At 73.3% G+C, this 25549-nt stretch carries 26 protein-coding genes; 12 read left to right on the plus strand and 14 right to left on the minus strand.

Going from position 1 to position 25549, the window contains the following annotated elements:
- Positions 1-316: 316 nt before the first annotated feature.
- The gene (locus IE180_RS01710) at positions 317-2956 is read left to right on the plus strand and encodes a DEAD/DEAH box helicase (RefSeq protein WP_308434342.1); all 2640 of its coding nucleotides are present in this window, start codon (positions 317-319) and stop codon (positions 2954-2956) included.
- An 86-nt stretch (positions 2957-3042) separates the two neighbouring features.
- The gene (locus tag IE180_RS01715) at positions 3043-3930 is read left to right on the plus strand and encodes an alpha/beta fold hydrolase (RefSeq protein WP_190154917.1); all 888 of its coding nucleotides are present in this window, start codon (positions 3043-3045) and stop codon (positions 3928-3930) included.
- Here the strand turns inward: IE180_RS01715 and IE180_RS01720 are convergent.
- Positions 3914-4855, minus strand: coding sequence for an NYN domain-containing protein (locus IE180_RS01720; RefSeq protein ID WP_373302638.1), 942 nt, complete (start codon positions 4853-4855; stop codon positions 3914-3916). The two genes, IE180_RS01715 and IE180_RS01720, sit on opposite strands and share 17 nt — an antisense overlap.
- A 174-nt stretch (positions 4856-5029) precedes the next feature.
- On the opposite strand from IE180_RS01720, the gene IE180_RS01725 reads away from it, so the two are divergent.
- Positions 5030-5182 (plus strand): DUF8834 family protein, encoded by a 153-nt coding sequence (locus IE180_RS01725; RefSeq protein WP_190154918.1) that lies wholly within the window; start codon positions 5030-5032, stop codon positions 5180-5182.
- 100 nt (positions 5183-5282) lie between these two features.
- Here the strand turns inward: IE180_RS01725 and IE180_RS01730 are convergent, their stop codons facing one another.
- The 3 genes from IE180_RS01730 to IE180_RS01740 all read right to left on the minus strand — a co-directional run bounded on the left by IE180_RS01730 (position 5283) and on the right by IE180_RS01740 (position 7874).
- The gene (locus IE180_RS01730; RefSeq protein WP_190154919.1) at positions 5283-5888 is read right to left on the minus strand and encodes a MarC family protein; all 606 of its coding nucleotides are present in this window, start codon (positions 5886-5888) and stop codon (positions 5283-5285) included.
- A 354-nt stretch (positions 5889-6242) separates the two neighbouring features.
- On the minus strand, positions 6243-7106 hold the full coding sequence (locus IE180_RS01735) for a PHP domain-containing protein (RefSeq protein ID WP_190154920.1): 864 nt from the start codon (positions 7104-7106) through the stop codon (positions 6243-6245).
- A 129-nt stretch (positions 7107-7235) separates the two neighbouring features.
- Entirely contained in the window at positions 7236-7874 is a 639-nt protein-coding gene (locus IE180_RS01740; RefSeq protein WP_190154921.1) for a DUF6758 family protein, read from the minus strand.
- A 178-nt stretch (positions 7875-8052) separates the two neighbouring features.
- On the opposite strand from IE180_RS01740, the gene IE180_RS01745 reads away from it, so the two are divergent.
- Positions 8053-9279: an MFS transporter gene (locus IE180_RS01745; RefSeq protein ID WP_190154922.1), complete on the plus strand. Its 1227-nt coding sequence runs from the start codon at positions 8053-8055 to the stop codon at positions 9277-9279.
- Between the two features lie 12 nt (positions 9280-9291).
- Here IE180_RS01745 and IE180_RS01750 read toward each other — a convergent pair whose 3' ends face one another.
- Positions 9292-9876, minus strand: a complete 585-nt coding sequence (locus tag IE180_RS01750) for a suppressor of fused domain protein (protein ID WP_123455278.1) — start codon at positions 9874-9876, stop codon at positions 9292-9294.
- A 421-nt stretch (positions 9877-10297) separates the two neighbouring features.
- Between IE180_RS01750 and IE180_RS01755 the strand changes: the two genes are divergently transcribed.
- Together IE180_RS01755 and IE180_RS01760 are read left to right on the plus strand one after the other, a co-directional pair.
- Positions 10298-11425: a magnesium and cobalt transport protein CorA gene (locus tag IE180_RS01755; RefSeq protein ID WP_190154923.1), complete on the plus strand. Its 1128-nt coding sequence runs from the start codon at positions 10298-10300 to the stop codon at positions 11423-11425.
- 14 nt (positions 11426-11439) lie between these two features.
- Entirely contained in the window at positions 11440-11955 is a 516-nt protein-coding gene (locus tag IE180_RS01760) for a hypothetical protein (protein WP_190154924.1), read from the plus strand.
- Positions 11956-12047: 92 nt separating this feature from the next.
- Here IE180_RS01760 and IE180_RS01765 read toward each other — a convergent pair whose 3' ends face one another.
- On the minus strand, positions 12048-12806 hold the full coding sequence (locus tag IE180_RS01765) for a hypothetical protein (protein WP_190154925.1): 759 nt from the start codon (positions 12804-12806) through the stop codon (positions 12048-12050).
- A 291-nt stretch (positions 12807-13097) separates the two neighbouring features.
- Between IE180_RS01765 and IE180_RS01770 the strand changes: the two genes are divergently transcribed.
- Genes IE180_RS01770 through IE180_RS01780 form a run of 3 tightly spaced genes read left to right on the plus strand, consistent with a single transcriptional unit; the run spans position 13098 to position 16106 of the window.
- Positions 13098-14369 carry a magnesium transporter MgtE N-terminal domain-containing protein gene (locus tag IE180_RS01770; RefSeq protein ID WP_190154926.1) on the plus strand — a complete coding sequence of 424 codons (1272 nt, stop codon included), beginning with the start codon at positions 13098-13100 and terminating at the stop codon, positions 14367-14369.
- On the plus strand, positions 14359-14928 hold the full coding sequence (locus tag IE180_RS01775; RefSeq protein WP_190154927.1) for a DUF1003 domain-containing protein: 570 nt from the start codon (positions 14359-14361) through the stop codon (positions 14926-14928). Before IE180_RS01770 ends, IE180_RS01775 begins: the two co-directional genes overlap by 11 nt.
- 44 nt (positions 14929-14972) lie before the next feature.
- The gene (locus tag IE180_RS01780; protein ID WP_190154928.1) at positions 14973-16106 is read left to right on the plus strand and encodes an Mrp/NBP35 family ATP-binding protein; all 1134 of its coding nucleotides are present in this window, start codon (positions 14973-14975) and stop codon (positions 16104-16106) included.
- Between the two features lie 45 nt (positions 16107-16151).
- Here IE180_RS01780 and IE180_RS01785 read toward each other — a convergent pair whose 3' ends face one another.
- The 5 genes from IE180_RS01785 to sigE all read right to left on the minus strand — a co-directional run bounded on the left by IE180_RS01785 (position 16152) and on the right by sigE (position 20875).
- A complete protein-coding gene (locus IE180_RS01785) occupies positions 16152-16757 on the minus strand; it encodes a hypothetical protein (RefSeq protein WP_190154929.1) in 606 nt (201 codons plus the stop codon).
- Positions 16758-16831: 74 nt separating this feature from the next.
- Positions 16832-17287, minus strand: coding sequence for a sec-independent translocase (locus IE180_RS01790; protein ID WP_190154930.1), 456 nt, complete (start codon positions 17285-17287; stop codon positions 16832-16834).
- A 91-nt stretch (positions 17288-17378) separates the two neighbouring features.
- A complete protein-coding gene (locus IE180_RS01795; protein WP_190154931.1) occupies positions 17379-19124 on the minus strand; it encodes a trypsin-like peptidase domain-containing protein in 1746 nt (581 codons plus the stop codon).
- 75 nt (positions 19125-19199) lie between these two features.
- A complete protein-coding gene (locus IE180_RS01800) occupies positions 19200-20120 on the minus strand; it encodes an anti-sigma factor family protein (protein ID WP_190154932.1) in 921 nt (306 codons plus the stop codon).
- Entirely contained in the window at positions 20117-20875 is a 759-nt protein-coding gene (gene sigE / locus IE180_RS01805; RefSeq protein ID WP_190154933.1) for an RNA polymerase sigma factor SigE, read from the minus strand. Before sigE ends, IE180_RS01800 begins: the two co-directional genes overlap by 4 nt.
- A gap of 141 nt (positions 20876-21016) precedes the next feature.
- Here sigE and IE180_RS01810 point away from each other — a divergent pair, with 141 nt between their 5' ends.
- Positions 21017-21682 (plus strand): O-methyltransferase, encoded by a 666-nt coding sequence (locus tag IE180_RS01810; RefSeq protein ID WP_190154934.1) that lies wholly within the window; start codon positions 21017-21019, stop codon positions 21680-21682.
- Between the two features lie 148 nt (positions 21683-21830).
- On the opposite strand, the gene IE180_RS01815 is transcribed toward IE180_RS01810, so the two are convergent.
- The gene (locus IE180_RS01815; protein WP_009997451.1) at positions 21831-21998 is read right to left on the minus strand and encodes a DUF3117 domain-containing protein; all 168 of its coding nucleotides are present in this window, start codon (positions 21996-21998) and stop codon (positions 21831-21833) included.
- Between the two features lie 312 nt (positions 21999-22310).
- Between IE180_RS01815 and chcB the strand changes: the two genes are divergently transcribed.
- Positions 22311-23114: a 2-cyclohexenylcarbonyl CoA isomerase gene (gene chcB, locus IE180_RS01820; RefSeq protein WP_190154935.1), complete on the plus strand. Its 804-nt coding sequence runs from the start codon at positions 22311-22313 to the stop codon at positions 23112-23114.
- A 517-nt stretch (positions 23115-23631) separates the two neighbouring features.
- Here the strand turns inward: chcB and IE180_RS01825 are convergent.
- The gene (locus tag IE180_RS01825; protein WP_190154936.1) at positions 23632-24216 is read right to left on the minus strand and encodes a DNA-3-methyladenine glycosylase I; all 585 of its coding nucleotides are present in this window, start codon (positions 24214-24216) and stop codon (positions 23632-23634) included.
- A complete protein-coding gene (locus IE180_RS01830; RefSeq protein ID WP_190154937.1) occupies positions 24213-24545 on the minus strand; it encodes a hypothetical protein in 333 nt (110 codons plus the stop codon). The genes IE180_RS01825 and IE180_RS01830 overlap by 4 nt, the downstream gene beginning before the upstream one ends.
- A 103-nt stretch (positions 24546-24648) precedes the next feature.
- Here IE180_RS01830 and folP point away from each other — a divergent pair, with 103 nt between their 5' ends.
- Positions 24649-25509 carry a dihydropteroate synthase gene (gene folP, locus IE180_RS01835; protein WP_190154938.1) on the plus strand — a complete coding sequence of 287 codons (861 nt, stop codon included), beginning with the start codon at positions 24649-24651 and terminating at the stop codon, positions 25507-25509.
- Positions 25510-25549: the final 40 nt, after the last annotated feature.

Raw genomic sequence — 25549 nt, forward strand, 5'->3', positions numbered from 1 at the left:
CGACTCATGAATGAGGATGCCCGGTCGGTGGCCCGATCGGCTCCGGCCCGACAGCCCTTCCGGCGGACCCGCGGAAGGGTCACCCTCAGCGGTACGACGCTCGAGCGACGGCAGTGGTCCCGCGCCACCCGGCGGTGATCTCCCCCGATCCCCCCGGAAGATCCCGGCACGGTACGACCCCCTTCGTTCGCCTCGCACCGCGTCTCACAGAAGAGGCAGCACCCTGACTACGACTTTCCGAGACCTCGGAATCCTCCCCGAAACGGCCGAAGCCCTGGAGGCCGTCGGCATCGTCACCCCCTTCCCCATCCAGGAGATGACCCTCCCGGTCGCCCTCACCGGCACCGACGTCATCGGCCAGGCGAAGACCGGCACGGGCAAGACCCTCGGTTTCGGCCTCCCCATCCTGGAGCGCGTCACCGTCCCCATGGACGTCGAGGCCGGCCGGGCGAAGCCCGAGCAGCTGACCGACGCCCCGCAGGCGCTCGTCGTCGTCCCCACACGCGAGCTGTGCCAGCAGGTCACCAACGACCTGCTCACCGCCGGCAAGGTGCGCAACGTCCGCGTGCTCGCCATCTACGGCGGCCGGGCGTACGAGCCGCAGGTCGAGGCGCTGCAGAAGGGCGTCGACGTCGTCGTCGGCACCCCCGGCCGTCTGCTCGACCTCGCCGGCCAGCGCAAGCTCGACCTCTCGCACGTGAAGGTCCTCGTCCTCGACGAGGCCGACGAGATGCTCGACCTGGGCTTCCTGCCCGACGTCGAGAAGATCATGAACATGCTTCCGGCCAAGCGCCAGACGATGCTGTTCTCGGCGACCATGCCGGGCGCGGTCATCGGCCTGGCCCGCCGCTACATGGCGCAGCCGACGCACATCCGCGCCACCTCGCCCGACGGCGAGGGCGTGACCGTCGCCAACATCAAGCAGCACGTCTACCGCGCGCACAACATGGACAAGCCGGAGATGGTCTCCCGCATCCTGCAGGCCAACGGCCGCGGGCTCGCGATGATCTTCTGCCGCACGAAGCGCACGGCGGCCGACATCGCCGAGCAGCTGGAGCGGCGCGGCTTCGCCTCCGGCGCCGTCCATGGCGACCTCGGCCAGGGCGCCCGCGAGCAGGCGCTGCGCGCCTTCCGCAACGGCAAGGTCGACGTGCTCGTCTGCACCGACGTCGCCGCCCGCGGCATCGACGTCGAGGGCGTCACCCACGTCATCAACTACCAGTCCCCCGAGGACGAGAAGACCTTCCTCCACCGCGTGGGCCGCACCGGCCGCGCCGGTGCCAAGGGCACGGCGGTGACGCTGGTCGACTGGGACGACATCCCGCGCTGGCAGCTCATCAACAAGGCGCTCGGCCTGGACTTCCACGACCCGGTCGAGACGTACTCCTCGTCCCCGCACCTCTTCGAGGACCTGGACATCCCGGCGGGCACCAAGGGCATCCTGCCCCGCGCCGAGCGGACCCGCGCGGGTCTGGGCGCGGAGGAGCTGGAGGACCTGGGCGAGCCCGGCGGTCGCCGTGGCCGCGGCCCGAAGGCCGCCGAGCGGACCGAGGAGCCCCCGGCCCGCACGCGGACCCCGCGCCAGCGTCGCCGCACCCGCGGCGGCAGCGAGCTCGACGACGCCCCGGCGGCGGCTCCGGCCGTCGAGGCCGTGGCGGACGAGGCCCGCGCCGAGGCCGGACCGCGCACCCCGCGCCGCCGCCGTCGCACCCGTGCCGCCACCGGGGGCGTGCCGGTCGCGGCCCAGGCGGTCACGACGGCTCCGGCCGCCGAGGCGCAGGCCGCCGAGGCCCCGGCCGCCGCCGAGATCCCGGCTTCCGTCAAGACGCCCGTCTCCGAGACCCCGGCTCCCGTCAAGGCGCCCGTCTCCGAGACCCCGGCCCCCGCCGAGGCGCCCGTGAAGGCCCCGGCCGCCGAGGCGCCCGTCGCGGAGGCCCCGGCCGTCGAGGAGCCGAAGGCCCCCCGCCGCCGTGCCCGTGCCGCCCGTCCGGAGGCCGTGACGGCCACCCCGGCCGACCGGGCGCCCGTGGCCGCGGAGCCGGCTCCGGCCCCGCGCCGCCGCCGTGCCCGGGTGGCGCGTCCGGTCGAGGAGACCGTGTCGTTCCAGACGCCCGAGACCGCCGCGGTCGCCCTCATGGCCCAGCGGTCCGAGGCGCCGGTCGTCACGGCCGCTCCGGTCGTCGAGGAGCCGAAGGCCGAGGAGCCGAAGAAGGCCCCCCGCCGCCGCACGGCCAAGAAGGCCGTCGCGGAGCCGGCGGCCGAGCCGGTCGTCGAGGCGCCCGTCGCCGAGACCCCGGTCGTCGAGGCCCCCGTCGCCGAGACCCCGGTCGCCGAGGTTCCCGGCCCGCGCCGCCGCCGTACCGCCCGTCGGCCCGCCGGTTCGCCGGTGACCGCCGAGGCGCCGGTGGCCGAGGCCCCGGTGGCCGAGCCCGTCGCCGAGACCCCGGTCGCGGAGGAGCCCGCGCCGCGCCGCCGCCGTGCGGCCCGCCGGCCCGCCGGGTCCCCCGTCTCCGGGGCGCCCGCCGAGGTCATCGTCGTCGCTTCGACGACCGCCCCGGTCGCCGTCGCCGAGCCCGTCGTGGCGGAGGCCCCCCAGCAGGAGACCCTCGCGCAGGAGGCTCCCCGGCAGGAGGAGGCGAAGGAGGAGGCCCCGAAGAAGGCCGCCCCGCGCCGCCGCACCACGAAGAAGGCCGTGGCCGAGCCGGTCGCCGAGACCGTCGAGGCCCCGCCGGCCGAGGAGGCCCCCAAGGCCCCCCGTCGCCGCACGACCAAGAAGGCGGTCGTGGCCGAGGCTCCCGAGGCCTCCGCGCCGAAGACCGAGCCGAAGGCCCCGGCCCGTCGCCGCACGGCCAAGAAGGCCGCGGCCGTCGAGGAGACGGTGACGGAGGAGGCCCCGAAGAAGGCCGCCCCGCGCCGCCGCACCACGAAGAAGGCGGCGGCCCAGCCCGAGGGCTGAGACCCCGTCGCCGGTCCCGAGCGGCCCGTCCCCACCAGGGGGCGGGCCGCTCGGCCGTCTCCCGCTCTCCCCGTTACAGTCCAGACATGAGCAAGCCCCGTTCCCTCGTCCTGCCTCCCCGCACCCGTGCCCGGCACCTCGAGACCGCGCGCGGTCGGTTCGCGGCGCTCGACACGGCGCCGGCGGGCGAGCGGCGGGGCACGGTGCTGCTGCTGCCCGGGTACACCGGCAGCAAGGAGGACTTCCTCGCGCTGCTGGGTCCGCTGAGCGAGGCCGGGTACCGGGCGGTGGCCGTGGACGGGCGCGGCCAGAACGACACGCCGGGTCCCCGGGGCCGGGCCGCCTACCGCCGCAGGGCGCTCGCGCTCGACGCGGTGGCCCAGGCGGCGGCGCTCGGGGACGGCCCCGTGCATCTGGTCGGCCACTCCTTCGGGGGCCTGGTGGCCCGCGCGGCGGCCTCCCTCGCGCCGGGCGCCTTCCGTTCGCTCACCCTGCTCTCCTCGGGCCCCGGCCGGGTGGCCCGGCCGCAGCGGATCCGGGTGCGGGTGCTGCGCGCCGCGCTCGCGGTGCTGCCGAAGGAGCGGGTGTGGCAGGCCATGTGCTGGCTGGACAGCCGGGGCGACGAGCCGGCCACGGGTGACACGCCGGAGCTGGCGGGCTTCCTGCGGCGGCGCTGGATGCGCACCCGCATCGCCCAACTGGCGGGCGCGGGAAGGCTGTTGCTGGACCGTCGGGACGGTACGGAGGAGCTGGCGGCGCTGCGCGTGCCGCTGCACTTCGCGTACGGGGCGGACGAGATGGTCTGGGCCCCGGCGGACCTGTCGGCGGCGGCGGCCCGGACCGGGGCGCACCACACGGTGGTGGCGGGCGCCGGGCACTCCCCCAACGTGTCGCACCCCCAGGAGCTGACGGACCGCCTCACGGGCTTCTGGGAGCGGGCGAGCAGCCCGGCGAGGATCAGTACTGCGCCTTGAGGTGCTGCCAGAAGCCGTCGCGCAGGGAGCGGCGGAGCGCGGCGTGGCCGCGCAGGGAGCGGCTGAGCAGGCGTTCCGCCTCGACGAGCAGGTCCTGGTCGACCGTTCCGGGCAGGTAGGGCGCGCCCGGCAGGAGCTCGGCGAGCCGGTCCCGGCCGCGTTCGGCGAGCCAGGCGGCGGCGATCTGGGCGCCGACGAAGCGCACCTCCTCGCGGGAGGGCGGCGGCTCGCCCTCGTTCTCGTACGTGGTGACGGGGCGGCGCGTGACGTACGGGCGGCAGAAGTCCAGATCGAAGGTGCGCTGGCTGTCGACCTCCCAGAGGAGCGCCTCGGCCTGGTTGCGTCCCTCGGCGGCCTCGATGCCCCAGAGGTGGACGCGGGCGCCGTAGCCCTGGGCGGCCTCGACGGCCGAGACGAGGTCCTCGTCGCCGCCGACGAGGGCGGCGTCGCTGATGGCGCGGTGGCGGGCGAGGGACTCCAGGTCGGTGCGGATGAGGGAGTCGACGCCCTTCTGCTGGTTGCTGGCGTTGAGGTTGCCGAGGCGGACCTTGACGTCGGGGAGTTCGGCGATGGCCTGCTGCTCGGGGGTGTGGATGCGGCGGCGGGCGCCGTCGTACCAGTACACGCGGAGGAGGCGGCTGTCCGCGAAGATCGTGCGGGCCTTGTCGATGAAGGCGTCGATGAGGCCCTCGGCGTCGAGGTCGAAGGAGCGCCGGTCCTCGGTGCCCGTCACCAGCAACCCGGCCGCAGCATGGACGTAACCTGCGTCGACGAAGATGGCGTGGGTGGAGGGGGTCTTGGCCACCTCGGCCAGCATCCGCTGCAGGAGCTCATTGGTGCGCTCCAGACGGGTGTCCAGCGCGCGTAGTCGGGCATCGGTGTCGGTGTGGGCCTCGGTCGGCCGGGGGGTGTCTGCGTCGTTCATACGGGGCTCATTCTCCGCCGCTCCGGGACCGGCCGCCACACTCCCTACCTGCGGGTAGTTAGCAATCCGAAAATTTTCCTTAGCGTAAGGAATGTTTGCAGGACGCACGCCGTTGGACCCGTACGTAACGCAGTTCTCCACCAGGAGGATCAACTCAGACGAAGGGAGAAGCCCGTGCGCTTCGAAATCCTGCGACTCGACGACATCGACGGCACGCCCGTCGACCGGACCGTCGTGGACGCCGCCTCCGTCAATCGGATCGTGCAGCAGGCCGCCTCGGTGGGCCAGCGCATCTGGATCCGCCCCGCCGAGACCTCGGCCTCGTAACAGGTCGGGTCCACCCCACGCACCGCGCCCCCGCACGGACTTCGCAAGAGCGGAATCCGTACGGGGGCGCAGTGGTGTCCGGGCTCCCCCGGCTGCCGGCTCAGGCGTTCTGGATCACCTGGGTGACGCCGTTGATGATCTGCTGCACCGCGATGGCGGAGAGCATCATGCCGGCGAGGCGGGTCACCAGGACGACGCCGCCGTCCTTGATGACGCGGATGATCAGCAGCGAGTACCGCATGGTCAGCCAGAGCACGACGTGCATGGCGGCGATGGCGGTCCAGACGGAGACCTGCGAGGCCACGCCGTCGGCGTTCTGCACGGCGAGGATGACCGAGACGATCGCGCCCGGCCCGGCGAGCAGGGGCATGCCCAGCGGGACGAGGGCGACGTTGACGTCCTTGGTCTGCTTGGGCTCGTCGGTCTTGCCGGTGAGCAGGTCGAGCGCGATGAGCAGCAGCAGGAGACCGCCCGCGATCATCAGGGCGGGGACGGAGACGTGCAGGTAGTCCAGGATCTGCTGGCCCAGCAGACCGAAGACGGTGATGACGCCGAAGGCGACGGCGACGGCCTGCCAGGCCATCCGGCGCTGCACCTTGGCGGCGCGTCCGGAGGTGAGGGCGAGGAAGATCGGGGTGATCCCGGGGGGATCCATGATGACGAAGAGGGTGAGGAACAGCGAGCCGAAGACGGCGACGTCGAACACGGTGGGGTGCCTTGCGGGAGAGGTGGAACGGTGGGGTGTGCCCCTACGGAGCGGAATATGAGGTTCCGGCGAAAGGGCAGGAGGAGCGCCACCCCGCGCACGACGCGGAGCCGTACGGGGGCGGACCGGGAAGGAGAAGGGCCGCGGAGCCGGACCGGGACGGACGCCCGCGCCCGCACCGGACGCGGCCGACAGGACCCGGCCGGAGAGCGGGGCCCCGGCCGACGGGCCGGATGACGCACCCCCGGACGACCGGGGGGAACGAGTCCCCCGGCGACCGGGGAGGCGGAAGCCTCGCGGAGCTCCTGGAAGTCCGGGGGCGGGGCCGCACGGCCCCGGCCCGCCGGAGTGGCCTCAGGCGGCGGGTCCGCCCGCGCCCGGGACGGGGAAGGCGCCCGCGGCGCGGCGGGTGATCTCGCCGTAGATCTCGGGGTCGGTGGTGTACTCGCCGAGGCGGCAGGTCTTGCGGCTGCCGTGGTAGTCGCTGGAGCCCGTGGTCAGCAGCCCGAGCTCCTTCGCGAGTCCGCGCAGCCGCGCCCGCGTCGCCTCGTCGTGGTCCATGTGGTCGACCTCGATGCCGTCGAGACCGGCCTCGGCCAGCCGGGCCACCGAGGCCTCCGGCAGCACCTGGCCGCGCTTGACCGCGAGCGGGTGCGCGAAGACGGTGACGCCGCCGGCCGCCTTGACGAGGCGGATCGCGTCGACCGGGTCCAGCTCGTGCTTCTCGACGTACGCCCGGCCGCCGTCGGCGAGCCACTCGGGCGTGAACGCGCCGGACACGTCCGGTACGACCCCGAGCTCGACGAGCGCCTCCGCGACGTGCGGGCGGCCCACGGAGCCGTCCCCGGCGATCCGGGCGACCCGCTCCCAGGTGACGGGGACGCCGAGCTCCTGGAGCTTGGCGACCATGCCGCGGGCGCGCGGCACCCGGTCGTCGCGGACGAGTTCGCGCTCGGCGAGGAGCGCCGGCTCCTCGGGGTCGAAGAGGTACGCGAGCATGTGCAGCCCGATGCCGTCCATCCGGCAGGACAGCTCGGCACCGGTGACGAGGGTCAGCCCCTCGGGCAGGGCCGCGATCGCCTCGGCGTGGCCCCGGGTGGTGTCGTGGTCCGTGAGCGCGACGACGTCGAGACCGGCCGCGGCGGCGTTCCGGACGAGCTCGGCCGGGGAGTCCGTACCGTCGGAGGCCGTGGAGTGGGTGTGCAGATCGATGCGCACGACGCGGTACTCCAGGGGTTCGGCACGGACGAGGGACGCTCCAGCATAACGGGCGAATCGAACACGTCCGTACGGAACGTCACCGGGCGGACGGCCCGGGGACGGGCACCGGGCCCCTCGGATCAGGCCCTAGCCGAGCAGCCTCGGGGTGAGCGCGCCGCAGGGCAGCAGGTCGACCTCGGCTCCCGCGTCGCGCAGGTCCGTGAGGACCAGCTCGTCGTACATCAGGAGGCCGGACTGTTCGGGCCAGACGATCGCCCACAGCCACAGGCCGCGCGCCTCGCCGGCGAAGACCGCGCGGTCCTGCGGGGCGCCGGTGACGTGCCAGAGCGGGGTGGGGCGGCCGGCGGCGAGCACCTTCGCCTGGGGCGGCTTGTCGATGGCCATGCAGGAGCCGGGGTCGAGGCCGTCGATGCCGGCGTACCGCGCGCCGAGCCCGACGCCGAGCTCCTCGGCGACCAGGAGCAGCTCGCCGATCCCGCCGAGGGGGCCGGGCCCCGAGCAGGCGACGGCCGTCGCGCGTCCGCCACTGCGGTCGTCCCCGGCGTACGCGACTCCGGTGAAGAGCCAGCCGACGGGGAGGGGCCACGGCATCCACACGGGGACGTGGGACCGGTGCACCACGACCCCGAGGCTCTCGACGCTGGGCGGGATCACGGGCTGGAGCGGGTGCACCGAGCCGTGCACGTCACACTGCCAGGAGTCGGCGAAGAGACCGGGCGCCCTGACCCTGCCACCACACTTCGGACAACTGGGTTCGCCCCTCATAGGGCTCAACGGTCCTAGCTCTTCCGCCCCGCGTCAAGGACGCCCACGAACGATCACCCGTCCGGCCCGGGCCCTTCGCGGACGCAACCCCCGACAAGGTAGATGTAGCTTGCACTCATTAGCGCGTCTAACTTATTCTGTGCATATCGCAACCATCTCGACCCGGAGGAGCGACAGCATGGAGAGAGCGGTCAACGAACCCGGCGGCGGCATCCTGCGCCAGCCCCCGGCCGTCTGGGCCACCGCGGGCGCCTCGGTGGTGGCCTTCATGGGCATCGGCCTCGTCGACCCGATCCTGCCCTCGATCGCCCAGGGGCTGCGCGCCACCCCCAGCCAGGTGTCGCTGCTCTTCACCTCGTACTTCCTCATCACCGCCGTCGCGATGCTGGTGACCGGCTTCGTCTCCAGCCGCATCGGCGGCCGCAGGACGCTGCTCGCCGGCCTCGCCCTCGTCGTCGTCTTCGCCGCCCTCGCCGGCACCTCCGACACGGTCAGGCAGCTCGTCGGCTTCCGGGCCGGCTGGGGACTGGGCAACGCGCTGTTCGTCTCGACCTCGCTCGCCGTCATCGTCGGCGCGGCGGCCGGAGGGAGCGCGACCGCGATCCTGCTGTACGAGTCGGCACTCGGCCTCGGCATGGCCTGCGGGCCGCTGCTCGGCGCCGTCCTCGGCGACGCGAGCTGGCGCTACCCCTTCTTCGGCACGGCCGCGCTGATGGCGATCGGCTTCCTCTGCATCGCGGTCTTCCTCGGGGAGCAGCCGAAGCCCGCCCGCAAGACCTCGCTGCTCGACCCGCTCCGGGCGCTCGGCCACGGCGGCCTGGCCTCGGCCGCGGCGGCCGCGTTCTTCTACAACTACGCGTTCTTCACGGTGCTCGCCTTCACCCCGTTCGTGCTGGACATGACGCCGTACAGGTCCGGCGCGGTGTTCTTCGCCTGGGGCGTGCTGCTCGCCGTCTTCTCGGTGCTCGTCGCGCCCCGCCTCCAGCGGCGCCTCGGCTCGCTCACGGTGCTCGGCGGCTCCCTGGTGCTGCTCGCGGCGGACGTGGTGGTGCTCGGCTACGGGAACCACGCCACCGCGATCGTCTGCACGGTCCTGTCGGGGGCGTTCATCGGCGTCAACAACACCGTCTTCACCGAACTGGCGCTCGGGGTCTCGGACGCCCCCCGCCCGGTGGCCAGCGCCGGCTACAACTTCGTCCGCTGGTTCGCCGCGGCGGCCGCCCCGTACCTCGCCCCGAAGATCGAGGAGTGGAGCGACGTCCACATGCCCTTCGTGGTGGCCGGCGCGGCCGCGGTCGTCGGCGCGCTGATCGTGCGGACCCGACGCACCGCCCTCACCTCCGAGGCCGGGGAACTGGCCCCGAAGCACGCCACGGAGGACGGCGTCGGCGTCTTCGCGAACTGACCCGGACCGGGCTCAGTCCAGCTCCACGGACCTGCGCAGCGGATCGCGCAGGTCCGTCCCCCGTGCGAGCCAGCGCTCCTCCAGGGCCTGCGCCCCGTGCACCCGCTTCCACGCCGCCTCGTTCGACGTCATCGGCAGCAGCGGCAGGAAGCGGACGGGGTCCATCGGCGCGTCGAGCTCCAGGTCCTCCACCAGGCCGCCCGACTCGGCGACGAGCACCGAGCTGAAGGGGGCGCCGGGCCAGAGCGGGTCGCCGACGTCGAGCGAGGCGCCCGGGGCCACGACCACGCCCTCGACCTGCGGGGTGGCGGCGAGGACCGCGAGCGGGCGCAGCACCTTGTCGGTGTCGGCGAGCCCGCCCCGCACCGTGAGGACCAGCTCCGCGCGCGGGCCCTTCACCGGGTCGGCGAGCGCGGAGGTCGGATCGGCCATCGGCTGCGCGGACATCCCGAGGGTCGCGTACCGCACGAGGTCGCCGTCGACGAAGCGCAGCACCTCGATCCGGTCCGTGCCGAGGAAGGTCACCGCGGCCCGCGCGTCCGGTTCGCCGAGGGCGGTCCGCAGCCGGGCCTCGACCAGTGCAAGAACTTCTCCCATGCGTGGAGCATAGATCGCGTATGGAACGGGCAAAGTAAGGGATTGACCCTCTGTCGGCTGATAGTGTTGGCCACTGGTCGGGATTCCCGACTGCTCGTCACACGTCATCCCCGACAGGGGACCGGCCGGAGGAGGTGGGACTGCGATGGACCGAAGTCGGTCGGGCAGTACCAGCCGCTCTTCCGCCGCTCCGCACCCCGCCCCGGTGCGCCCCTCCCGGTGACGTCCGGGTCCGGCACGGACCCGCCCCCTCCGGCATCTCGCTCGACGGAAGAGCAATTTTCGCCTTTCCCTGTCTGTAGCGACCGCCGTCTCCGCGCCCCTCCGGTGCCGCCCGCTTTGTGGACGACGTACCTCTCCGTCCCCATTCCGGGCTGTGCCACGCTCCGCGCCGACGGCCGATCCGTGAAGGAGCACGCCCATGTCGATGATCCGTGACCTCACCGCCGCCGTCCGCCCGAGCTTCCGGCACAGCCTGCGCAAGACCCCCACCACGTACACCTCGTACGACCCCACCCGTGACCACTCCGCCTCCAGCGCCGTGGTCGACTGCGCCGTCTACCGCGACGGGCGCCGGGTCGACGACCACGCCTGCCTCACGCCGCGCGGCGCGATGCGCCAGGTGCGGGAGAGCGGCGGCTTCGCGTGGATCGGGCTGCACGAGCCGACCGAGGCCGAATTCGCCGGCATCGCGGCCGAGTTCGGGCTGCACCCGCTCGCCGTCGAGGACGCCGTCCACGCCCACCAGCGGCCCAAGCTGGAGCGGTACGACGACACCCTCTTCACCGTCTTCAAGACCATCCACTACGTCGAGCACGCCGCGCTCACCGCGACCAGCGAGGTCGTGGAGACCGGCGAGGTGATGGTCTTCACCGGCCCCGACTTCGTCATCACCGTCCGGCACGGCGGCCAGGGCTCGCTGCGCAACCTCCGCCACCGCCTCCAGGGCGAGCCGGAGCTCCTCGCCAAGGGCCCCTCCTCCGTCCTGCACGCGATCGCCGACCACGTCGTCGACGGCTACATCGCGGTCGCCGACGCCGTCGAGCTGGACATCGACCAGCTGGAGATCGACGTCTTCTCGCCGGCCGCGAAGGGCTCCACGCGCGGCGCCGACACCGGCCGGATCTACCAGCTCAAGCGCGAGGTGCTGGAGTTCAAGCGGGCCGTCACGCCGCTGCTCCGCCCGATGCAGCTGCTCTCCGAGCGGCCGATGCGGCTGGTCGACCCCGACATCCAGAAGTACTTCCGGGACGTCGCCGACCACCTCGCCCGCGTCCAGGAGCAGGTCGTCGGCTTCGACGAGCTCCTCAACTCGATCCTCCAGGCCAACCTGGCGCAGGCGACCGTCGCGCAGAACGAGGACATGCGCAAGATCACCTCGTGGGCGGCGATCGTCGCCGTCCCCACGGCGGTCTGCGGCGTGTACGGCATGAACTTCGACCACATGCCGGAGCTGCACTGGAAGTACGGCTACCCGATGGTGCTCACCGGCATCATCGCGATCTGCTTCACCATCCACCGCACCCTCAAGCGCAACGGCTGGCTCTAGATAGGCTTCGCGCCATGACAGAAGAGCTGCTCGGGTCCGCCCTCGTCGAGGAGGCCACCAAGAAGTCCGGCCTCGTCTGGGTACGGGGCACCGGCCCGGCCCGCGCGCTCTGGCACGTCTGGCACGACGGCGCCGCGCACGTGGTCGGCGACGGCCCCGGCGAGCAGCCGCTGCCGGGCCTGGTGGACGGCGGTACGGCCGAGGTGACCGTCCGCAGCAAGGACAAGGGCGGCCGGCTCGTCGCCTGGACCGCCGCCGTCCGCGAGATCGCCCCCGACACGGAGGAGTGGGACGCGGCGGTCGCCGAGCTGAAGGGGAAGCGGCTCAACGCCCCCGACGGCGAGGCCATGCCCGGGCGCTGGGCGCGCGAGTGCCGCCTGGTGCGGCTCGACCCGCGGTCCTCGACCACGGAGCTGCCGGACGGCTCCCTGGCCGCCGTGCCGCTGCCGACGGCGGCGAACACCCGCCGCCCGGTCCCGGCGGGGCTGCCGAAGCTGCTGTTCCGCAAGAAGCGGCGCCACGGGGGCTAGGCCCGGGGCAGCCGCTCGCCGTAGGGGACTAGGCCCGGGGCAGCCGCTCGCCGTAGAGGACTAGGCCCGGGGCAACCGCTCGCCGTAGGGGGCTAGGCCCGGGGCAGCTGCTTGCCGTAGTCGAGGGTCTCCTCCTTCGACGGGGCGGTGAGCGGGAAGTCCTTGTTCCACTCGGAGAGCACCACGACGCCGCCTCCCCCGCCCCGCGCGAACTGCACGGGGTACGGCTCGCCGTCCAGGGACACGTCGAGCGTGCCGCCCTCGCCGTCGGCCCCGCCCTTGACCTTGACCGTGCGGACCCCGCCGATCTGGTCCCGGTCGCCCTTGACCTTCTCGCCGTGCAGGCCGATCAGCCCGTCGAGCAGCGACCCCATGTCGGTGAAGCCGCGCAGCTGCTTGTACGAGGGGTCGCCCTGGGGGACCTTCACGTACTTGTCGTCGAGCGTGTCGGCGGCCTCGGAGTCCGCCTCGGACGGCGTGTCGCCCTCCTTGCCGTCGTGGGCCCAGAACCCGGCGTCGGCCTTCAGATAGAGCGCGTCGCCGACCCGCAGCAGCTCGAAGGTGCTGTTCTTCGTCGTCACCGAGCCGGTGGCGCCGTCCTGCTTGAGGCGCATGTTCAGCTTGAAGGTGCCGCCCTTGCTGACCAGGGTGCCGGACAGCCGTACCGCCTTCGCCGCGTCCGCCGCGGTCTGCGCCTTGCTCTCGATCTCGGGTGCGGAGAGTCTCCCCACCCCGTTCGTCCCCTCGTCCGGGTCGGCCGCGCAGGCCGTGAGCCCCACCGTCAGTCCGGCGCAGAGCGCCAGGGGCGCGACGGCCCTGCGGATACGCGATGACGGGGTGCGGACGGTCATCTGCGCTGCCTCTCGTGTCGTGTGGGGGGACGGGCGCGGCCCGTGCGGGGTGCCGCGGCGGCCCGCGTTTCCGGCCGGGCGGAAGGGCCGGGTCCGGTGTCGGGGCCGATGGGGGGGAACGGCAGACCGCAGCGTACCCGGGACAGGCGGCGGACCCCGCAGGCAGCCGTACGGAGCCCCTGCCGGGGCGGGGCGGAACGTCACGGGCTAGCCTGAACCAGGCAAAGCTCTGCAATCCCCGGCAAAGCTCTGCGACGGCTCGAATCGTGCGGCACCGAGGAGGCGCGTGGCATGGCGGCAGGCGCCCCCCGGGTCTTCGTCTCCCATCTCGCCGGGGTCCCCGTCTTCGATCCGGTCGGCGACCAGGTGGGCCGGGTCAGCGACCTCGTCGCCATGCTCCGCGTCGGCCGCAGGCCGCCCCGGCTGCTCGGCCTGGTCGTGGAGGTGCTGAGCCGCCGCCGGGTCTTCGTGCCCATGACCCGGGTCACCGGCGTCGCCTCCGGCCAGGTCATCACGACCGGCGTCGTCAACATGCGGCGCTTCGAGCAGCGCCCCACCGAGCGGCTCGTCCTCGGCGAGCTCCTCGACCGGCGCGTGACGCTGGTGGAGTCGGGCGAGGAGGTCACCGTCCTCGACGTCGCCATCCAGCAGCTGCCCGCCCGACGCGACTGGGAGATCGACAAGGTCTTCGTCCGCAAGGGGAAGGGCGGGGTGCTGAGCCGCAAGGGGGAGACGCTGACCGTCGAGTGGTCGGCCGTCACCGGTTTCTCCCTGGAGGAGCACGGACAGGGCGCCGAGAGCCTGCTCGCCACCTTCGAGAAGCTGCGCCCCGCCGACCTCGCCAACGCCCTGCACCACCTCTCCCCCAAGCGGCGCGTCGAGGTCGCCGCCGCCCTCGACGACGACCGGCTCGCCGACGTCCTGGAGGAGCTTCCGGAGGACGACCAGATCGAGATCCTCGGCAAGCTGAAGGAGGAGCGCGCCGCCGACGTCCTGGAGGCGATGGACCCGGACGACGCCGCCGACCTGCTGTCCGAGCTGCCCGAGGAGGACCAGGAGCGGCTGCTCACCCTGATGCGGCCGGACGACGCGGCCGACGTGCGCCGGCTGCTCGCGTACGAGGAGCGCACGGCGGGCGGTCTGATGACGACCGAGCCGATCGTGCTGCGCCCGGACGCGACCGTCGCGGACGCGTTGGCCCGGGTCCGTCAGCAGGACCTGTCCCCGGCGCTCGCGGCGCAGGTGTACGTGTGCCGGCCGCCGGACGAGACGCCGACCGGCAAGTACCTGGGCACGGTGCACTTCCAGCGGCTCCTGCGGGATCCGCCGTTCACGCTGGTCGGTTCGCTCGTGGACAGCGATCTGCCGCCGCTCGGGCCGGACACCCCGCTGCCGGCCGTGACCAGTTACCTCGCCGCGTACAACATGGTCGCCGCGCCCGTGGTCGACGAGAGCGGCTCGCTGCTCGGCGCGGTCACCGTCGACGACGTGCTCGACCACCTGCTGCCGGACGACTGGCGGGAGACCGAGTTCCACGAGGAGGGGGCCGGACATGGTGGCTGAGCGCGAGCGGGACCGGGAGCGGGAGCGGGACCGGGAGCGGTCCGTGCCCCGCATCCGGCTCGACCTGCCGCGCGAGCGGCGGACCCGGCTGCTGCCGGAGTACGACCCCGAGGCCTTCGGGCGCCTCTCGGAACGGATCGCCCGCTTCCTGGGCACGGGCAGGTTCCTGGTCTGGATGACCCTGACGGTCGTCCTCTGGATCGGGTGGAACGTCTTCGCGCCGTCGTCGCTGAGGTTCGACGAGTACCCCTTCATCTTCCTGACGCTCGCGCTGTCCCTGCAGGCCTCGTACGCGGCGCCGCTGATCCTGCTCGCCCAGAACCGGCAGGACGACCGGGACCGGGTCAACCTCGAACAGGACCGGAAGCAGAACGAGCGGTCGATCGCGGACACCGAGTACCTGACCCGGGAGATCGCGGCGCTGCGGATGGGCCTCGGCGAGGTCGCGACCCGCGACTGGATCCGCTCGGAGCTCCAGGACCTGCTCAAGGAGATGGAGGACCGCCGGGATCTATTCCCGTCCGGCGAGGACCGCGGAAGTGACGTACCCGACCGTTGACAGCCCTTTCACCGGCCCGTGGTGGGCGCCGTACCATCGTCGGTATGGCTACGGAAGACGCGGTGCTCGCAGCACTGGCGACGGTGAACGACCCTGAGATCAACAAGCCGATCACTGAGCTCGGCATGGTCAAGTCGGTGGAGATCGAACCGGACGGCAGGGTCGCCGTCACGGTCTACCTGACGGTCTCCGGCTGCCCGATGCGCGAGACCATCACGCAGCGCGTGACCGAGGCCGTCTCCCGGGTCGAGGGCGTCACCGCCGTCGACGTCTCGCTGGACGTGATGAGCGACGAGCAGCGCAAGGAGCTGGCGGCGGCGCTGCGCGGCACGAGCGCCGAGCGCGAGGTCCCCTTCGCGAAGCCGGGCTCGCTGACCCGGGTGTACGCGGTGGCGTCCGGCAAGGGCGGCGTCGGCAAGTCCTCCGTGACCGTGAACCTGGCCGCGGCGATGGCCGCCGACGGTCTGAAGGTCGGCGTCGTGGACGCCGACATCTACGGCCACAGCGTGCCGCGGATGCTGGGCGCGGACGGCCGTCCGACCCAGGTCGAGAACATGATCATGCCGCCGTCGGCGAACGGCGTGAAGGTCATCTCCATCGGCATGTTCACCCCGGGCAACGCGCCGGTGGTGTGGCGCGGCCCGATGCTGCACCGCGCGCTCCAGCAGTTCCTCGCGGACGTCTACTGGGGCGACCTGGACGTCCTCCTGCTCGACCTGCCGCCGGGCACCGGTGACATCGCGATCTCGGTCGCGCAGCTCGTGCCGAACGCGGAGATCCTCGTGGTCACCACCCCGCAGCAGGCGGCGGCCGAGGTCGCCGAGCGGGCCGGCTCGATCGCCGTCCAGACCCACCAGAAGATCGTCGGCGTGGTCGAGAACATGGCGGGCCTGCCGTGTCCGCACTGCGACGAGATGGTCGACGTGTTCGGCACGGGCGGCGGCCAGAAGGTCGCGGACGGCCTGACGCAGACGACGGGCGCGACGGTCCCGGTCCTCGGCTCGATCCCGATCGACGTACGGCTCCGCGAGGGCGGCGACGACGGCAAGCCGGTCGTCCTCTCCGACCCCGACTCCCCGGCGGGTGCGGCCCTCCGCGCGATCGCCGGCAAGCTCGGCGGCCGTCAGCGCGGCCTGTCGGGCATGAGCCTGGGCATCACTCCGCGGAACAAGTTCTGAGGAACGGCGGAGGGCGCCCCCGGCCGGGGGCGCCCTCCGGTGTGTCTAGGCGCCGTACGCGCTGAGGTCCTTCACCTGCGAGAACCCGAGGCCGTACGCGCTCATCCCGCGCCCGTACGCCCCGATGTGCACCTCTCCGGTGGACCCGGCCAGGACCCATCCGAACTCGGACTCCCGGTAGTGGAACGGCACCGGTACGCCGTCCACGGGCAGCGACAGGGTCGTCCAGGCCGGTCCGTCGAGGTCGTCGGCCAGCTCGAAGGCCGTCTCCGTCTGCTGGTCCAGCCAGTGGTCCCGCAGCGCGTGGTCGAGGGAGGCGGGCCAGGTGTGGGCGAGGAGCCCGGACCCGGCCAGCCAGGCGGCGGAGGAGACGGTGGTGGCGTCGAGGACGCCGGTGCCGTCCCCGGTGCGGCGCACGGGGTTCGCGGCGACCGTCACGACGACGGCGAAGCGCTCCTTCTCCGCGCTGCCGGCCTCGGACTTTATCGACGGCTCGTCACCGTGGCCCATCGAACCGTGCTGGACGGTGCCGTCCGCCGCCGTGCCGACCTGCATCAGCCGGCGCGGGCCGGTGAACGCCTCGTCCAGCCCGTACCAGGCGAAGGGCGCGCGCAGAAAGCCATCGGCTTCCACCCGACTCGTCGTCTTCATCTCGGCCGCCTCCTCGTTCCGTCAACAGAGGGAGGATAGCCACCGAGGAGGAGCTGTTCGGTGACAGGCCGTCGTCAGGTGGCGTCGGAGTCGTACGGAGGACGCTCGGCGGTGCCCTGGTCGTCCCGCTTGTCCTGCTTCTTCAGCAGGTCCGGGGAGCCGTTGACCGCGGCGGGCGCGGCCGACGGCGCGGGCGCGGTCTCCCGGCCGTGGACGGCGTCGGCGACCTCGTTCATCTCCTTCTTGAGGTCGAAGGTGCCGCGCAGCTCCTTGAGTTCCCTGAGGTCCTCGTTGCTCTCCAGCTGCTTGCGGAGGAACGTCTTGGGGTTGAGGTCCTCGAACTCGAAGTCCTTGAACTCCGGGCCGAGCTCGCTGCGGATGTCCTGCTTCGCGCTGTCGGAGAACTCGCGGACCTTGCGGATGAAGCGCGAGACGTCCTGGATCACCTTCGGGAGCTTGTCCGGCCCGAAGACGAGCACGGCGAGGACCACGAGCGTCACCAGCTCGAGTGCGCCTATGTCGCTGAACACCTAGTAGCTCCTTCACGCCGGTCCAGGGCCCGGTCCACGGTACCCGCCCAAACTGTCGGACGGGTACCTCGTGGTGTCCGCCACACGGCGCTCAGGTGCCCTGGGAGGACCCGAGCGTCAACGTCTTTGTCAGCTCTTTGCCGTCCCGGCTCAGGGTGAGCTCCAGTTCGTCGCCGGGGCGGTGGGCGCGGATCTTCACGATGAGCTCCTCGCCGCTGTGCACGCGCTGGCCGTCGACCTTGGTGATGACGTCCCCGGGCCGGAGTCCGGCCTTGGCGGCCGGGCCGCCAGCGGTGACGGAGGCGGAGCCGTCCTTGCCCTTCTCGCCGACCCGGGCGCCGTCGCCCTGGAACTGCATGTCGAGGCTCACGCCGATGACGGGGTGGGTGGCCTTGCCGGTGTTGATGAGCTCCTCGGCGACGCGCTTGCCCTGGTTGATCGGTATGGCGAAGCCGAGACCGATGGAGCCGGGCTGGCTCGCGCTGTCGCCCTCGCCCTCGCCGGAGCCGCCGCCGGCGGCGCGGATCGCGCTGTTGATGCCGATGACCCGCGCCTTGGAGTCGAGCAGGGGGCCGCCGGAGTTTCCGGGGTTGATGGGGGCGTCGGTCTGGAGCGCGTCGACGTAGCTGACGTCGCTGCCGTCGCCCTTCTCGCCGCCGGCGGTGATCGGCCGTTCCTTGGCGCTGATGATGCCGGAGGTGACGGTGTTGGAGAGGTCGAAGGGGGCGCCGATGGCGACGACGGGGTCGCCGACGCGGACGTTGTCGGAGTTGCCGAGCGGCAGCGCCTTGAGGCCGGAGACGCCGGTGACCTGGACGACGGCGAGGTCGTAGCCGGTGTCCTTGCCGATGAGCTTGGCGCGGGCCGTCTCGCCGCTGGAGAAGGTCACCGAGATGTCCTCGGAGGACGCGGCCCCGTCGACGACGTGGTTGTTGGTGAGGATGTGGCCCTTGTTGTCCAGCACGAATCCGGTGCCGGTGCCGGAGGAGCCGTTGCCCCGGACGTGCAGGGTGACCACGCCCGGCAGGGCGCTGGCGGCGATCCCGGCGACGCTGTCGGGGGCACGACCGGTGTCCCCCGCGTCGGCCTGCGGCAGCTCGACGGTGGTGATCCCGCCGTTCCGCTCTACGTACGCACCGACTCCGCCGCCGATGACGCCGGTGACCAGGGCGAAGGCGAGCGCTGCCGTGATCGCGAGGCCCTTCCGGGACTTCTTCGGGGGCAGCGGCGGGGCGCCGGTTCCGGGGGCGCTCCAGGGGTCGTACTGCACCCAGGGGGCGGCCCCGCCCTGCGGCTGGGGGTGCGGGTGGGCGTGCACCTGGGGCTGGGGATGGGGCTGCGGGTGTGCCTGCGGCGGTACGGCGGCGGGCGGGCGCTGCACGGGCGGCGCGGGCGCCCACGGCCCCGGCTCGCCGTAGGGGGGCGTGCGGTACTCGTCGGGCGTGTGCAGGGGCTGCGGCGCGGGGGTCTCGGCCCCGGCGGGCACGGGGACCGCCGCGGGTGCCGGCTCCACCGGAGGTGCGGCGGCGGGCTCGGGCGCGGTCTTCGTCAGCTCGACGGCGGGCTCGGGCGCGGCCTCCGGAGCCGGGGCCCCCACCACCTGCCCGGAATCGGCCGCCACGGGCTCCTCGGGCCCCGCCTCGAGGGGTTCGGCCGCCGGGGCCCCGGGGGCGGGCGCCGGGTCCGTCGGACCGGCCGGCTCCTGCCCGGGAGAGGGCTGGGGCGCGGGCAGGGGGAAGTCACCGTCGCCCTCACCGGCCGGGGGCGGCGTGGGTATCCGCGCCGCCTCCGGTGCGCTCGAAGGGCGGCTCCACCAGTTCGGCTTCCCGTTGTTCATGCTCTCCCCGCAACAGCTGACCCGTCCGCGCCCTGGGTCGGGCGCCCCTGTCCCTGGATTCAACCAGGTCGCGGGTCAGCGGTGGGAGCCGAGCGGTCCGGTCGTCGGGCTCACCATCGGGCCGGGCCCGGGGGCGAAGGCCGACTGGAGGGCCGGCGCCGTCGGCCGTACGAAGGGCGAGAGGGCGAGGAGCGGCTGCGGGACGGCGCTCTGGGCCACGGCCACGACCGGCCCCGGCGGGACCGGCCCCTGGGCCACGGTCACGACCGGTCCCGGCGGGACCGCGGCCGGGGTCACCGCGGCGCGCGGCTCGGCGTCACCGACGGACGAGTCGCCCGGGCGCTCGCCGGAGCGCGTGCCGCGTCCGGTGCCGGTCCCGGTGCTCGTGCCGCCGGTGGCAGTGGCGCGCAGCGGGGTGACGGCGCCGCCGGTGGCGGTGGCGCGCAGCGGGGTGACGGCGCTGCCCGTGCCCTGACCGCCGCGTGCGCTCGCGCTCACCGGGGCTTCGAGGGGCAGGGTGCCGCCCAGCGCGATCGCGGCGAACGAGACCGCGCTGGCCGCCGCGAAGGCGAAGCGCCGGCCCCGTCCGGAGGTTCCGGCGGGCCGGTGGCCGACGGCGTGGATGCGGAAGCCCGTGCCGGGGTGCGGGGTGACGACGGCGGTGGCGAAGCCGTCCGACTTCACTCCGCCCGCGTCGAGGAACCCTTCGAGGGGGCCGCGCGGTCCGCCGGACCCTCCCGGTTCGCCGGGTCCCCCGGGGAGCCCCTGGAGACGGGCGAGGAAGCCCTCCGAGGGCGGTGGAGGAGCCGCCGAGGCGAAGACGCTCTTCAGCCTGCGCTGGGCGTCCGCCTCGGCCTTGCAGCGGGCGCAGGTCGCCAGGTGGGCGAGGACCCGCTCACGGGCGTCGTGGCCGAGCTCGCCGTCGACGAGCGCGGCCAGCCGGTCCCCGAGGTGGTGCTCCGCGGGGGTCGGCGACGTGGGACGTGTGCCGCTCACGCTGTCGCTGCCTCCCATCCGACGGAGGAGAGCGCACGCTCCGCCCGGGCCTCGGGCGAGCGGTGCTTGAGAGCCTTGCGCAGGTGGGAGCGGCCGCGGTGGATGCGGCTGCGGACGGTGCCGAGCTTCACGCCGAGGGTCGCGGCGATCTCCTCGTACGAGAGCCCCTCGATGTCGCAGAGGACGACGGCCGCGCGGAACTCGGGCGCGAGGGTGTCGAGGGCCTGCTGGACGTCGGCGTCGAAGTGCGTGTCGTTGAACGCCTGCTGCGGCGAGGGCTCGCGGCTGGGCAGCCGCTCGGCCGCGTCGTCGGCGAGCGCGTCGAAACGGATCCGCTGCTTGCGGCGGACCATGTCGAGGAAGAGGTTGGTGGTGATGCGGTGCAGCCAGCCCTCGAAGGTGCCCGGCGTGTACGTCGACAGCGAGCGGAAGACGCGGACGAAGACCTCCTGGGTCAGGTCCTCGGCGTCGTGCTGGTTGCCCGTCAGGCGGTAGGCGAGGCGGTAGACCCGACCGCTGTGCGTGCTGACGATCTCCTCCCAGGTGGGAGGGGTCCACGCCTGCGATTCCGCATCCGATGCGAAGGTCGCGGTGGTGGGAGCGGAGTCGGTGGTGCGGAAACGGTCAGCGGTGTCGGTCACGGATTTCGGCTCACCCGCCGACCTGAGAAGACGCCGAAGCACTCCTCCCCGATCCACAGGCGCAGCCGCACCTCCCCTGTCGGCTCTGGTGGTGTCCAGTGGAGCCCCTACCATAGCCACCTCGCCCGTTAGCTCCGGATAAGAATCTTTACGCGAATTTGGAACCGGCTCGCCCGGCTGCCTCCTCCACGTCCTCACCCTGCTGAACGCACGGTCCCATCTGCGGGTTCCCGCTGACAGCGGATACAGTCACCGTTGCGTCAACTACGGGGACAGGAGAGGGCCATTACCGCCAACCGGCAGACGAGCTGGTCGTTCGCCGACGCCTTCGTCGCCGAGGACGAAGCTCTGCGCTGGGCCCGGGAGCGGGCCCGGGAGGCAGGGCTGCCCTCGGTGTCGCCGGGCACCGGCGGGGCGCTGCGCCTGCTCGCCGCCACGGCGGACGCCAAGGCGGTGGCGGAGATCGGCACCGGCACGGGCGTGTCCGGGATCTATCTGCTGCTCGGGATGCGGCCGGACGGCGTCCTGACGACGGTGGACCTCCAGCCGGAGCGGCAGCAGCTCGCCAAGACGGCGTTCCGGGCGGCCGGCTTCGCGGGCAACCGGGCCCGTTTCATCCCCGGCCGCGCCCTGGACGTGCTGCCCCGGCTGGCGGACGGCGGGTACGACCTCGTGTTCTGCGACGGCGACCGGCTGGAGTACCTGGACTATCTCGCTGAATCGTTGCGCCTGCTGCGACCGGGGGGACTCGTCTGCTTCGAGGGCGTCTTCGCCGACGGCCGCACGGTCGATTCGGGGGCCCAGCCGGCGGAGGTCCAGCGGATCCGCGAGCTGCTGCGCGCGGTGCGGGAGGGCCAGGGGTTCGTCCCCTCCCTGCTCCCGGTGGGCGACGGCCTGCTCTGCGCCGTACGACGCGGCTGACCGCCCGCCCCGGCCCGAGCGCGCATCCCGCCCCGGCCGCCCGCCCGGGTCCGGGCCCGCCCCCGGCCGGGGCGCGCCTCCGGAGACGCCGCTGCCCCGGCACGGCGGACCGTACCGGGGCAGCGCTCAGGAATCGTGGAGAAGAGGGTCAGCCGACGACCTTCTTGAGAGCGTCGCCCAGTGCCTCGGCCTCGTCCGGGGTCAGCTCGACGACAAGCCGACCGCCGCCTTCGAGCGGAACGCGCATGACGATGCCCCGCCCCTCCTTGGTCACCTCGAGCGGGCCATCACCCGTCCGCGGCTTCATGGCCGCCATGCTTGTTCCCCTTCCTGAAACCAGCTCATCGTCAGCCGGGCAGCTCCTTGATGCGGAGCACGCGTCACCGGCTTCGAACACATTGCTTCCAGGTCATTATCCCGCATGGCAGGACCCGATGACCAACATCGCTTGGCATCGCTTGCGCAACGCGCTCTCTCAAAACCCCACATTTCGGGGATCGGCCTGCGATACTTCGCCGCTCGACGTCGGAGCGGCCCCTTCCCGTCTTTGACGCACCTCACATGGGCGACACGGGTGATCTCCGTCATGCTGGGCTGGTCAACCACGCAATGAGGCGAAGGGATCCCGATGGCCGACACGGTGCTGTACGAGGTGAGCGACGGGCTCGCCACCATCACGCTCAACCGGCCGGAGGCCATGAACGCGATGAACGTGGCGACCAAGGTCGCCCTCCGGGACGCCGTGGAGACGGCCGCGGCCGATCCCGCCGTACGGGCGGTGCTGCTCACGGCGGCCGGCGACCGGGCGTTCTGCGTGGGCCAGGACCTGAAGGAGCACGTCGGGCTGCTCATGGCGGACCAGGAGTCCGGTACGAGCGAGACCATGAACACGGTCCGTGACCACTACAACCCGATCGTGCGCGCGCTCACCGGCATGCGCAAGCCGGTCGTCGCGGGGGTGAACGGCGTCGCCGCCGGGGCGGGCTTCGGCTTCGCGCTCGCGGCGGACTACCGGGTGGTCGCGGACACGGCCTCCTTCAACACCTCCTTCGCGGGCGTGGCCCTCACCGCCGACTCGGGCGTGTCGTGGACGCTGCCCCGGCTGATCGGTGCGAGCCGGGCCTCCGACCTGCTGCTCTTCCCGCGCTCGATCAGTGCCCAGGAGGCGTACGAGCTGGGCATCGTGAACCGGCTGGTCCCGGCCGCCGACCTGGCCGCCGAGGCGGAGAAGGTGGCCCGCACCCTCGCGCAGGGCCCGACGGTGGCGTACGCCGCCCTGAAGGAGTCCCTCGCCTTCGGCGCCGACCACTCCCTCACGGAGGCCCTCGACAAGGAGGAGGAGCTCCAGACCCTGGCGGGCGCCTCGGAGGACCACACGATCGCGGTCCGCGCCTTCATCGCCAAGGAGAAGCCGAAGTACCTGGGCCGCTGAGCGGTACCGGAACCCGTTCGTACGCGGGGTGAGCGGGTCCATGGGATCCGCTCACCGTTCGTACGCACATGCCTGAGGGGGTTCCGTGCGTCCCCCTCCTTCCGCGCGCCTTCCTCGCGGCGCGCTCACGGCGGGCGCGGCCCTGGGCCTGTCCGCCACCGCCCTGTCCTCGCCGGCACGGGCGGCCGACGGCTGGGGCCGGTGTCCCGGCAACGCCGTCCGCGGCCTCAGTCAGCCGCTGCACCAGGGCGACATGATCGTGATCCGGAAGCCGAGGGCGTCCCTCGGCTCCCGGGACGACCGCATCCGGTCCTTCATCGTGAGGCTTCCCGGATTCTCCGACGCGGTCTGCCTCTTCCCGCGGCCGGGGCTCGCCCCCGAGGCCTCCACCGGCTCCACCCCGGCAACGGCCGCGGCGGCATCGGCGGCCCCAGGCCGACATGGGCCGGGACACCGCCGAGCGCGTCCACGTCTTCTGACGGACGCGTCCTCCGACGAACGCTCGCCCGGGGCGGCCCTAGTCGCCGCCCCGGGCCACGCAGCCCTTCAGGTGGTCGTCGACCAGCCCGCAGGCCTGCATCAGGGCGTAGGCCGTGGTGGGTCCGATGAAGCGGAGGCCGCGCTTCTTGAGGGCCTTGGAGAGGGCCGTCGACTCGTCGGTGACCGCCGGGACCTCGGCGAGCGTGCGCGGGGCGGAGCGGGTCGTGCGGTCGGGGGCGTGGGACCAGATCAGCGCGTCGAGCTCGCCCGGGGACCACTCGGCGAGCAGCTTCGCGTTGGCCAGGGTCGCGTCGACCTTGGCGCGGTTGCGGATGATGCCCTCGTCGGCGAGGAGCCGTTCGCGGTCCGCCTCGCCGAAGGCGGCGACGGCGGCGATCTCGAAGCCGGCGAAGGCGCGCCGGAAGCCCTCGCGGCGGCGCAGGATCGTGATCCACGAGAGGCCCGACTGGAAGGCCTCCAGGCAGAGCCGCTCGAAGAGCGCGTCGTCGCCGTGGACCGGACGCCCCCACTCCTCGTCGTGGTACGCGACGTAGTCCTCGGTCGACAGGCCCCAGGGGCAGCGCAGCAGCCCGTCGGGCCCGGGGATCGCCTCGCCCGTCACTTCTCGCCGCCCTCCGTCCCGGCGTCACCGGTGCCGCCCGCGCCCGCGAGCGCCTCCTCCAGCTCGGCGATCCGGGCGTCGCGCTCGGCGAGTTCGGCGCCGAGGCGCACGAGGACGTCGTCCACGTCGGCCATCCGGTAGCCGCGGGGGGCGACGGGGAGGCGGAGCGCCTCGACGTCGGCGCGGTCCACGGGGCGGGCGGCCGGAAGGGGGTCGACGAGCTGCTCGGGCGCCACCTCGGGCAGCACCTCGCCGTCGCCGCCGCCGACCACGGCGAGGGTCACCGCGGCCACGACCACGACCATCGTGATGAGCAGAAACCAGAACACCTGCGCGCCTCTCCCCGGAGTGGAAAACGTCCCGTGCCGATCGTGCCATGCGCCACCGGCGGTTAGGGTCACAGGCGAACGGACGCGAGGGAGGACAAAAGGGATGCTGCGCTTGGGACGGCGTGAATTCGGGCCGCACGAGCCGGTGATCATGGCGATCGTGAACCGGACCCCGGACTCCTTCTACGACCAGGGCGCGACCTTCCGGGACGAGCCCGCGCTCGCCCGGGTCGAGCAGGCCGTGGCGGAGGGGGCGGCGATCGTCGACATCGGCGGGGTGAAGGCGGGCCCCGGCGAGGAGGTGACGGCCGAGGAGGAGGCGCGGCGCACGGTCGGTTTCGTCGCCGAGGTCCGCAGGCGCCATCCCGACGTGGTGATCAGCGTCGACACCTGGCGGGCGGACGTCGGCGAGGCGGTCTGCGAGGCCGGGGCGGACGTCCTCAACGACGCGTGGGGCGGGGTCGATCCGCGACTCGCGGAGGTCGCCGCGAAGTACGGGGCGGGGCTCGTCTGCACGCACGCGGGCGGCGCGGAACCGCGGACCCGGCCGCACCGGGTGGAGTACGAGGACGTGATGGCCGACGTCCTGCGGGTCACGGTGGGCCTCGCGGAGCGCGCTGTCTCGCTCGGCGTGCGGCGGGACGGCATCATGATCGACCCCGGTCACGACTTCGGGAAGAACACCCGGCACAGCCTGGAGGCGACGCGCCGCCTCGGCGAGATGACCGGGACGGGGTGGCCGGTGCTGGTGTCCCTGTCGAACAAGGACTTCGTGGGCGAGACGCTCGACCGGCCGGTGAAGGAGCGGGTGCTCGGGACGTTGGCCACGACGGCGGTGTCGGCGTGGCTGGGGGCGCGGGTGTACCGGGTGCACGAGGTCGCGGAGACCCGTCAGGTCCTCGACATGGTGGCGTCCATCGCCGGACACCGTCCGCCGGCGGTCGCCCGGCGCGGGCTGGCGTGAGCCGGGCGGGTGCCGGGCCCCCCACGAGGGCGCCCGGCAC

Origin of the sequence: Streptomyces litmocidini, assembly GCF_014649755.1 — a bacterium.
Lineage (GTDB): Bacteria > Actinomycetota > Actinomycetes > Streptomycetales > Streptomycetaceae > Streptomyces > Streptomyces litmocidini.

Bases quoted from the DNA above. Each gene is read 5' to 3' on its own strand.
- IE180_RS01710 (WP_308434342.1), top strand. From the start codon at position 317: ATGACCCTCCCGGTCGCCCTCACCGGCACCGACGTCATCGGCCAGGCG.
- sigE (WP_190154933.1), bottom strand. From the start codon at position 20,875: ATGGTAGGGGCTCCACTGGACACCACCAGAGCCGACAGGGGAGGTGCG.
- IE180_RS01765 (WP_190154925.1), bottom strand. From the start codon at position 12,806: ATGACCGTCCGCACCCCGTCATCGCGTATCCGCAGGGCCGTCGCGCCC.
- IE180_RS01785 (WP_190154929.1), bottom strand. From the start codon at position 16,757: ATGAAGACGACGAGTCGGGTGGAAGCCGATGGCTTTCTGCGCGCGCCC.
- IE180_RS01815 (WP_009997451.1), bottom strand. From the start codon at position 21,998: ATGGCGGCCATGAAGCCGCGGACGGGTGATGGCCCGCTCGAGGTGACC.
- IE180_RS01745 (WP_190154922.1), top strand. From the start codon at position 8,053: ATGGAGAGAGCGGTCAACGAACCCGGCGGCGGCATCCTGCGCCAGCCC.
- IE180_RS01775 (WP_190154927.1), top strand. From the start codon at position 14,359: ATGGTGGCTGAGCGCGAGCGGGACCGGGAGCGGGAGCGGGACCGGGAG.
- IE180_RS01750 (WP_123455278.1), bottom strand. From the start codon at position 9,876: ATGGGAGAAGTTCTTGCACTGGTCGAGGCCCGGCTGCGGACCGCCCTC.
- IE180_RS01715 (WP_190154917.1), top strand. From the start codon at position 3,043: ATGAGCAAGCCCCGTTCCCTCGTCCTGCCTCCCCGCACCCGTGCCCGG.
- IE180_RS01795 (WP_190154931.1), bottom strand. From the start codon at position 19,124: ATGAACAACGGGAAGCCGAACTGGTGGAGCCGCCCTTCGAGCGCACCG.
- IE180_RS01780 (WP_190154928.1), top strand. From the start codon at position 14,973: ATGGCTACGGAAGACGCGGTGCTCGCAGCACTGGCGACGGTGAACGAC.
- chcB (WP_190154935.1), top strand. From the start codon at position 22,311: ATGGCCGACACGGTGCTGTACGAGGTGAGCGACGGGCTCGCCACCATC.
- IE180_RS01740 (WP_190154921.1), bottom strand. From the start codon at position 7,874: ATGAGGGGCGAACCCAGTTGTCCGAAGTGTGGTGGCAGGGTCAGGGCG.
- IE180_RS01770 (WP_190154926.1), top strand. From the start codon at position 13,098: ATGGCGGCAGGCGCCCCCCGGGTCTTCGTCTCCCATCTCGCCGGGGTC.
- IE180_RS01760 (WP_190154924.1), top strand. From the start codon at position 11,440: ATGACAGAAGAGCTGCTCGGGTCCGCCCTCGTCGAGGAGGCCACCAAG.
- IE180_RS01755 (WP_190154923.1), top strand. From the start codon at position 10,298: ATGTCGATGATCCGTGACCTCACCGCCGCCGTCCGCCCGAGCTTCCGG.
- folP (WP_190154938.1), top strand. From the start codon at position 24,649: ATGCTGCGCTTGGGACGGCGTGAATTCGGGCCGCACGAGCCGGTGATC.
- IE180_RS01720 (WP_373302638.1), bottom strand. From the start codon at position 4,855: ATGAACGACGCAGACACCCCCCGGCCGACCGAGGCCCACACCGACACC.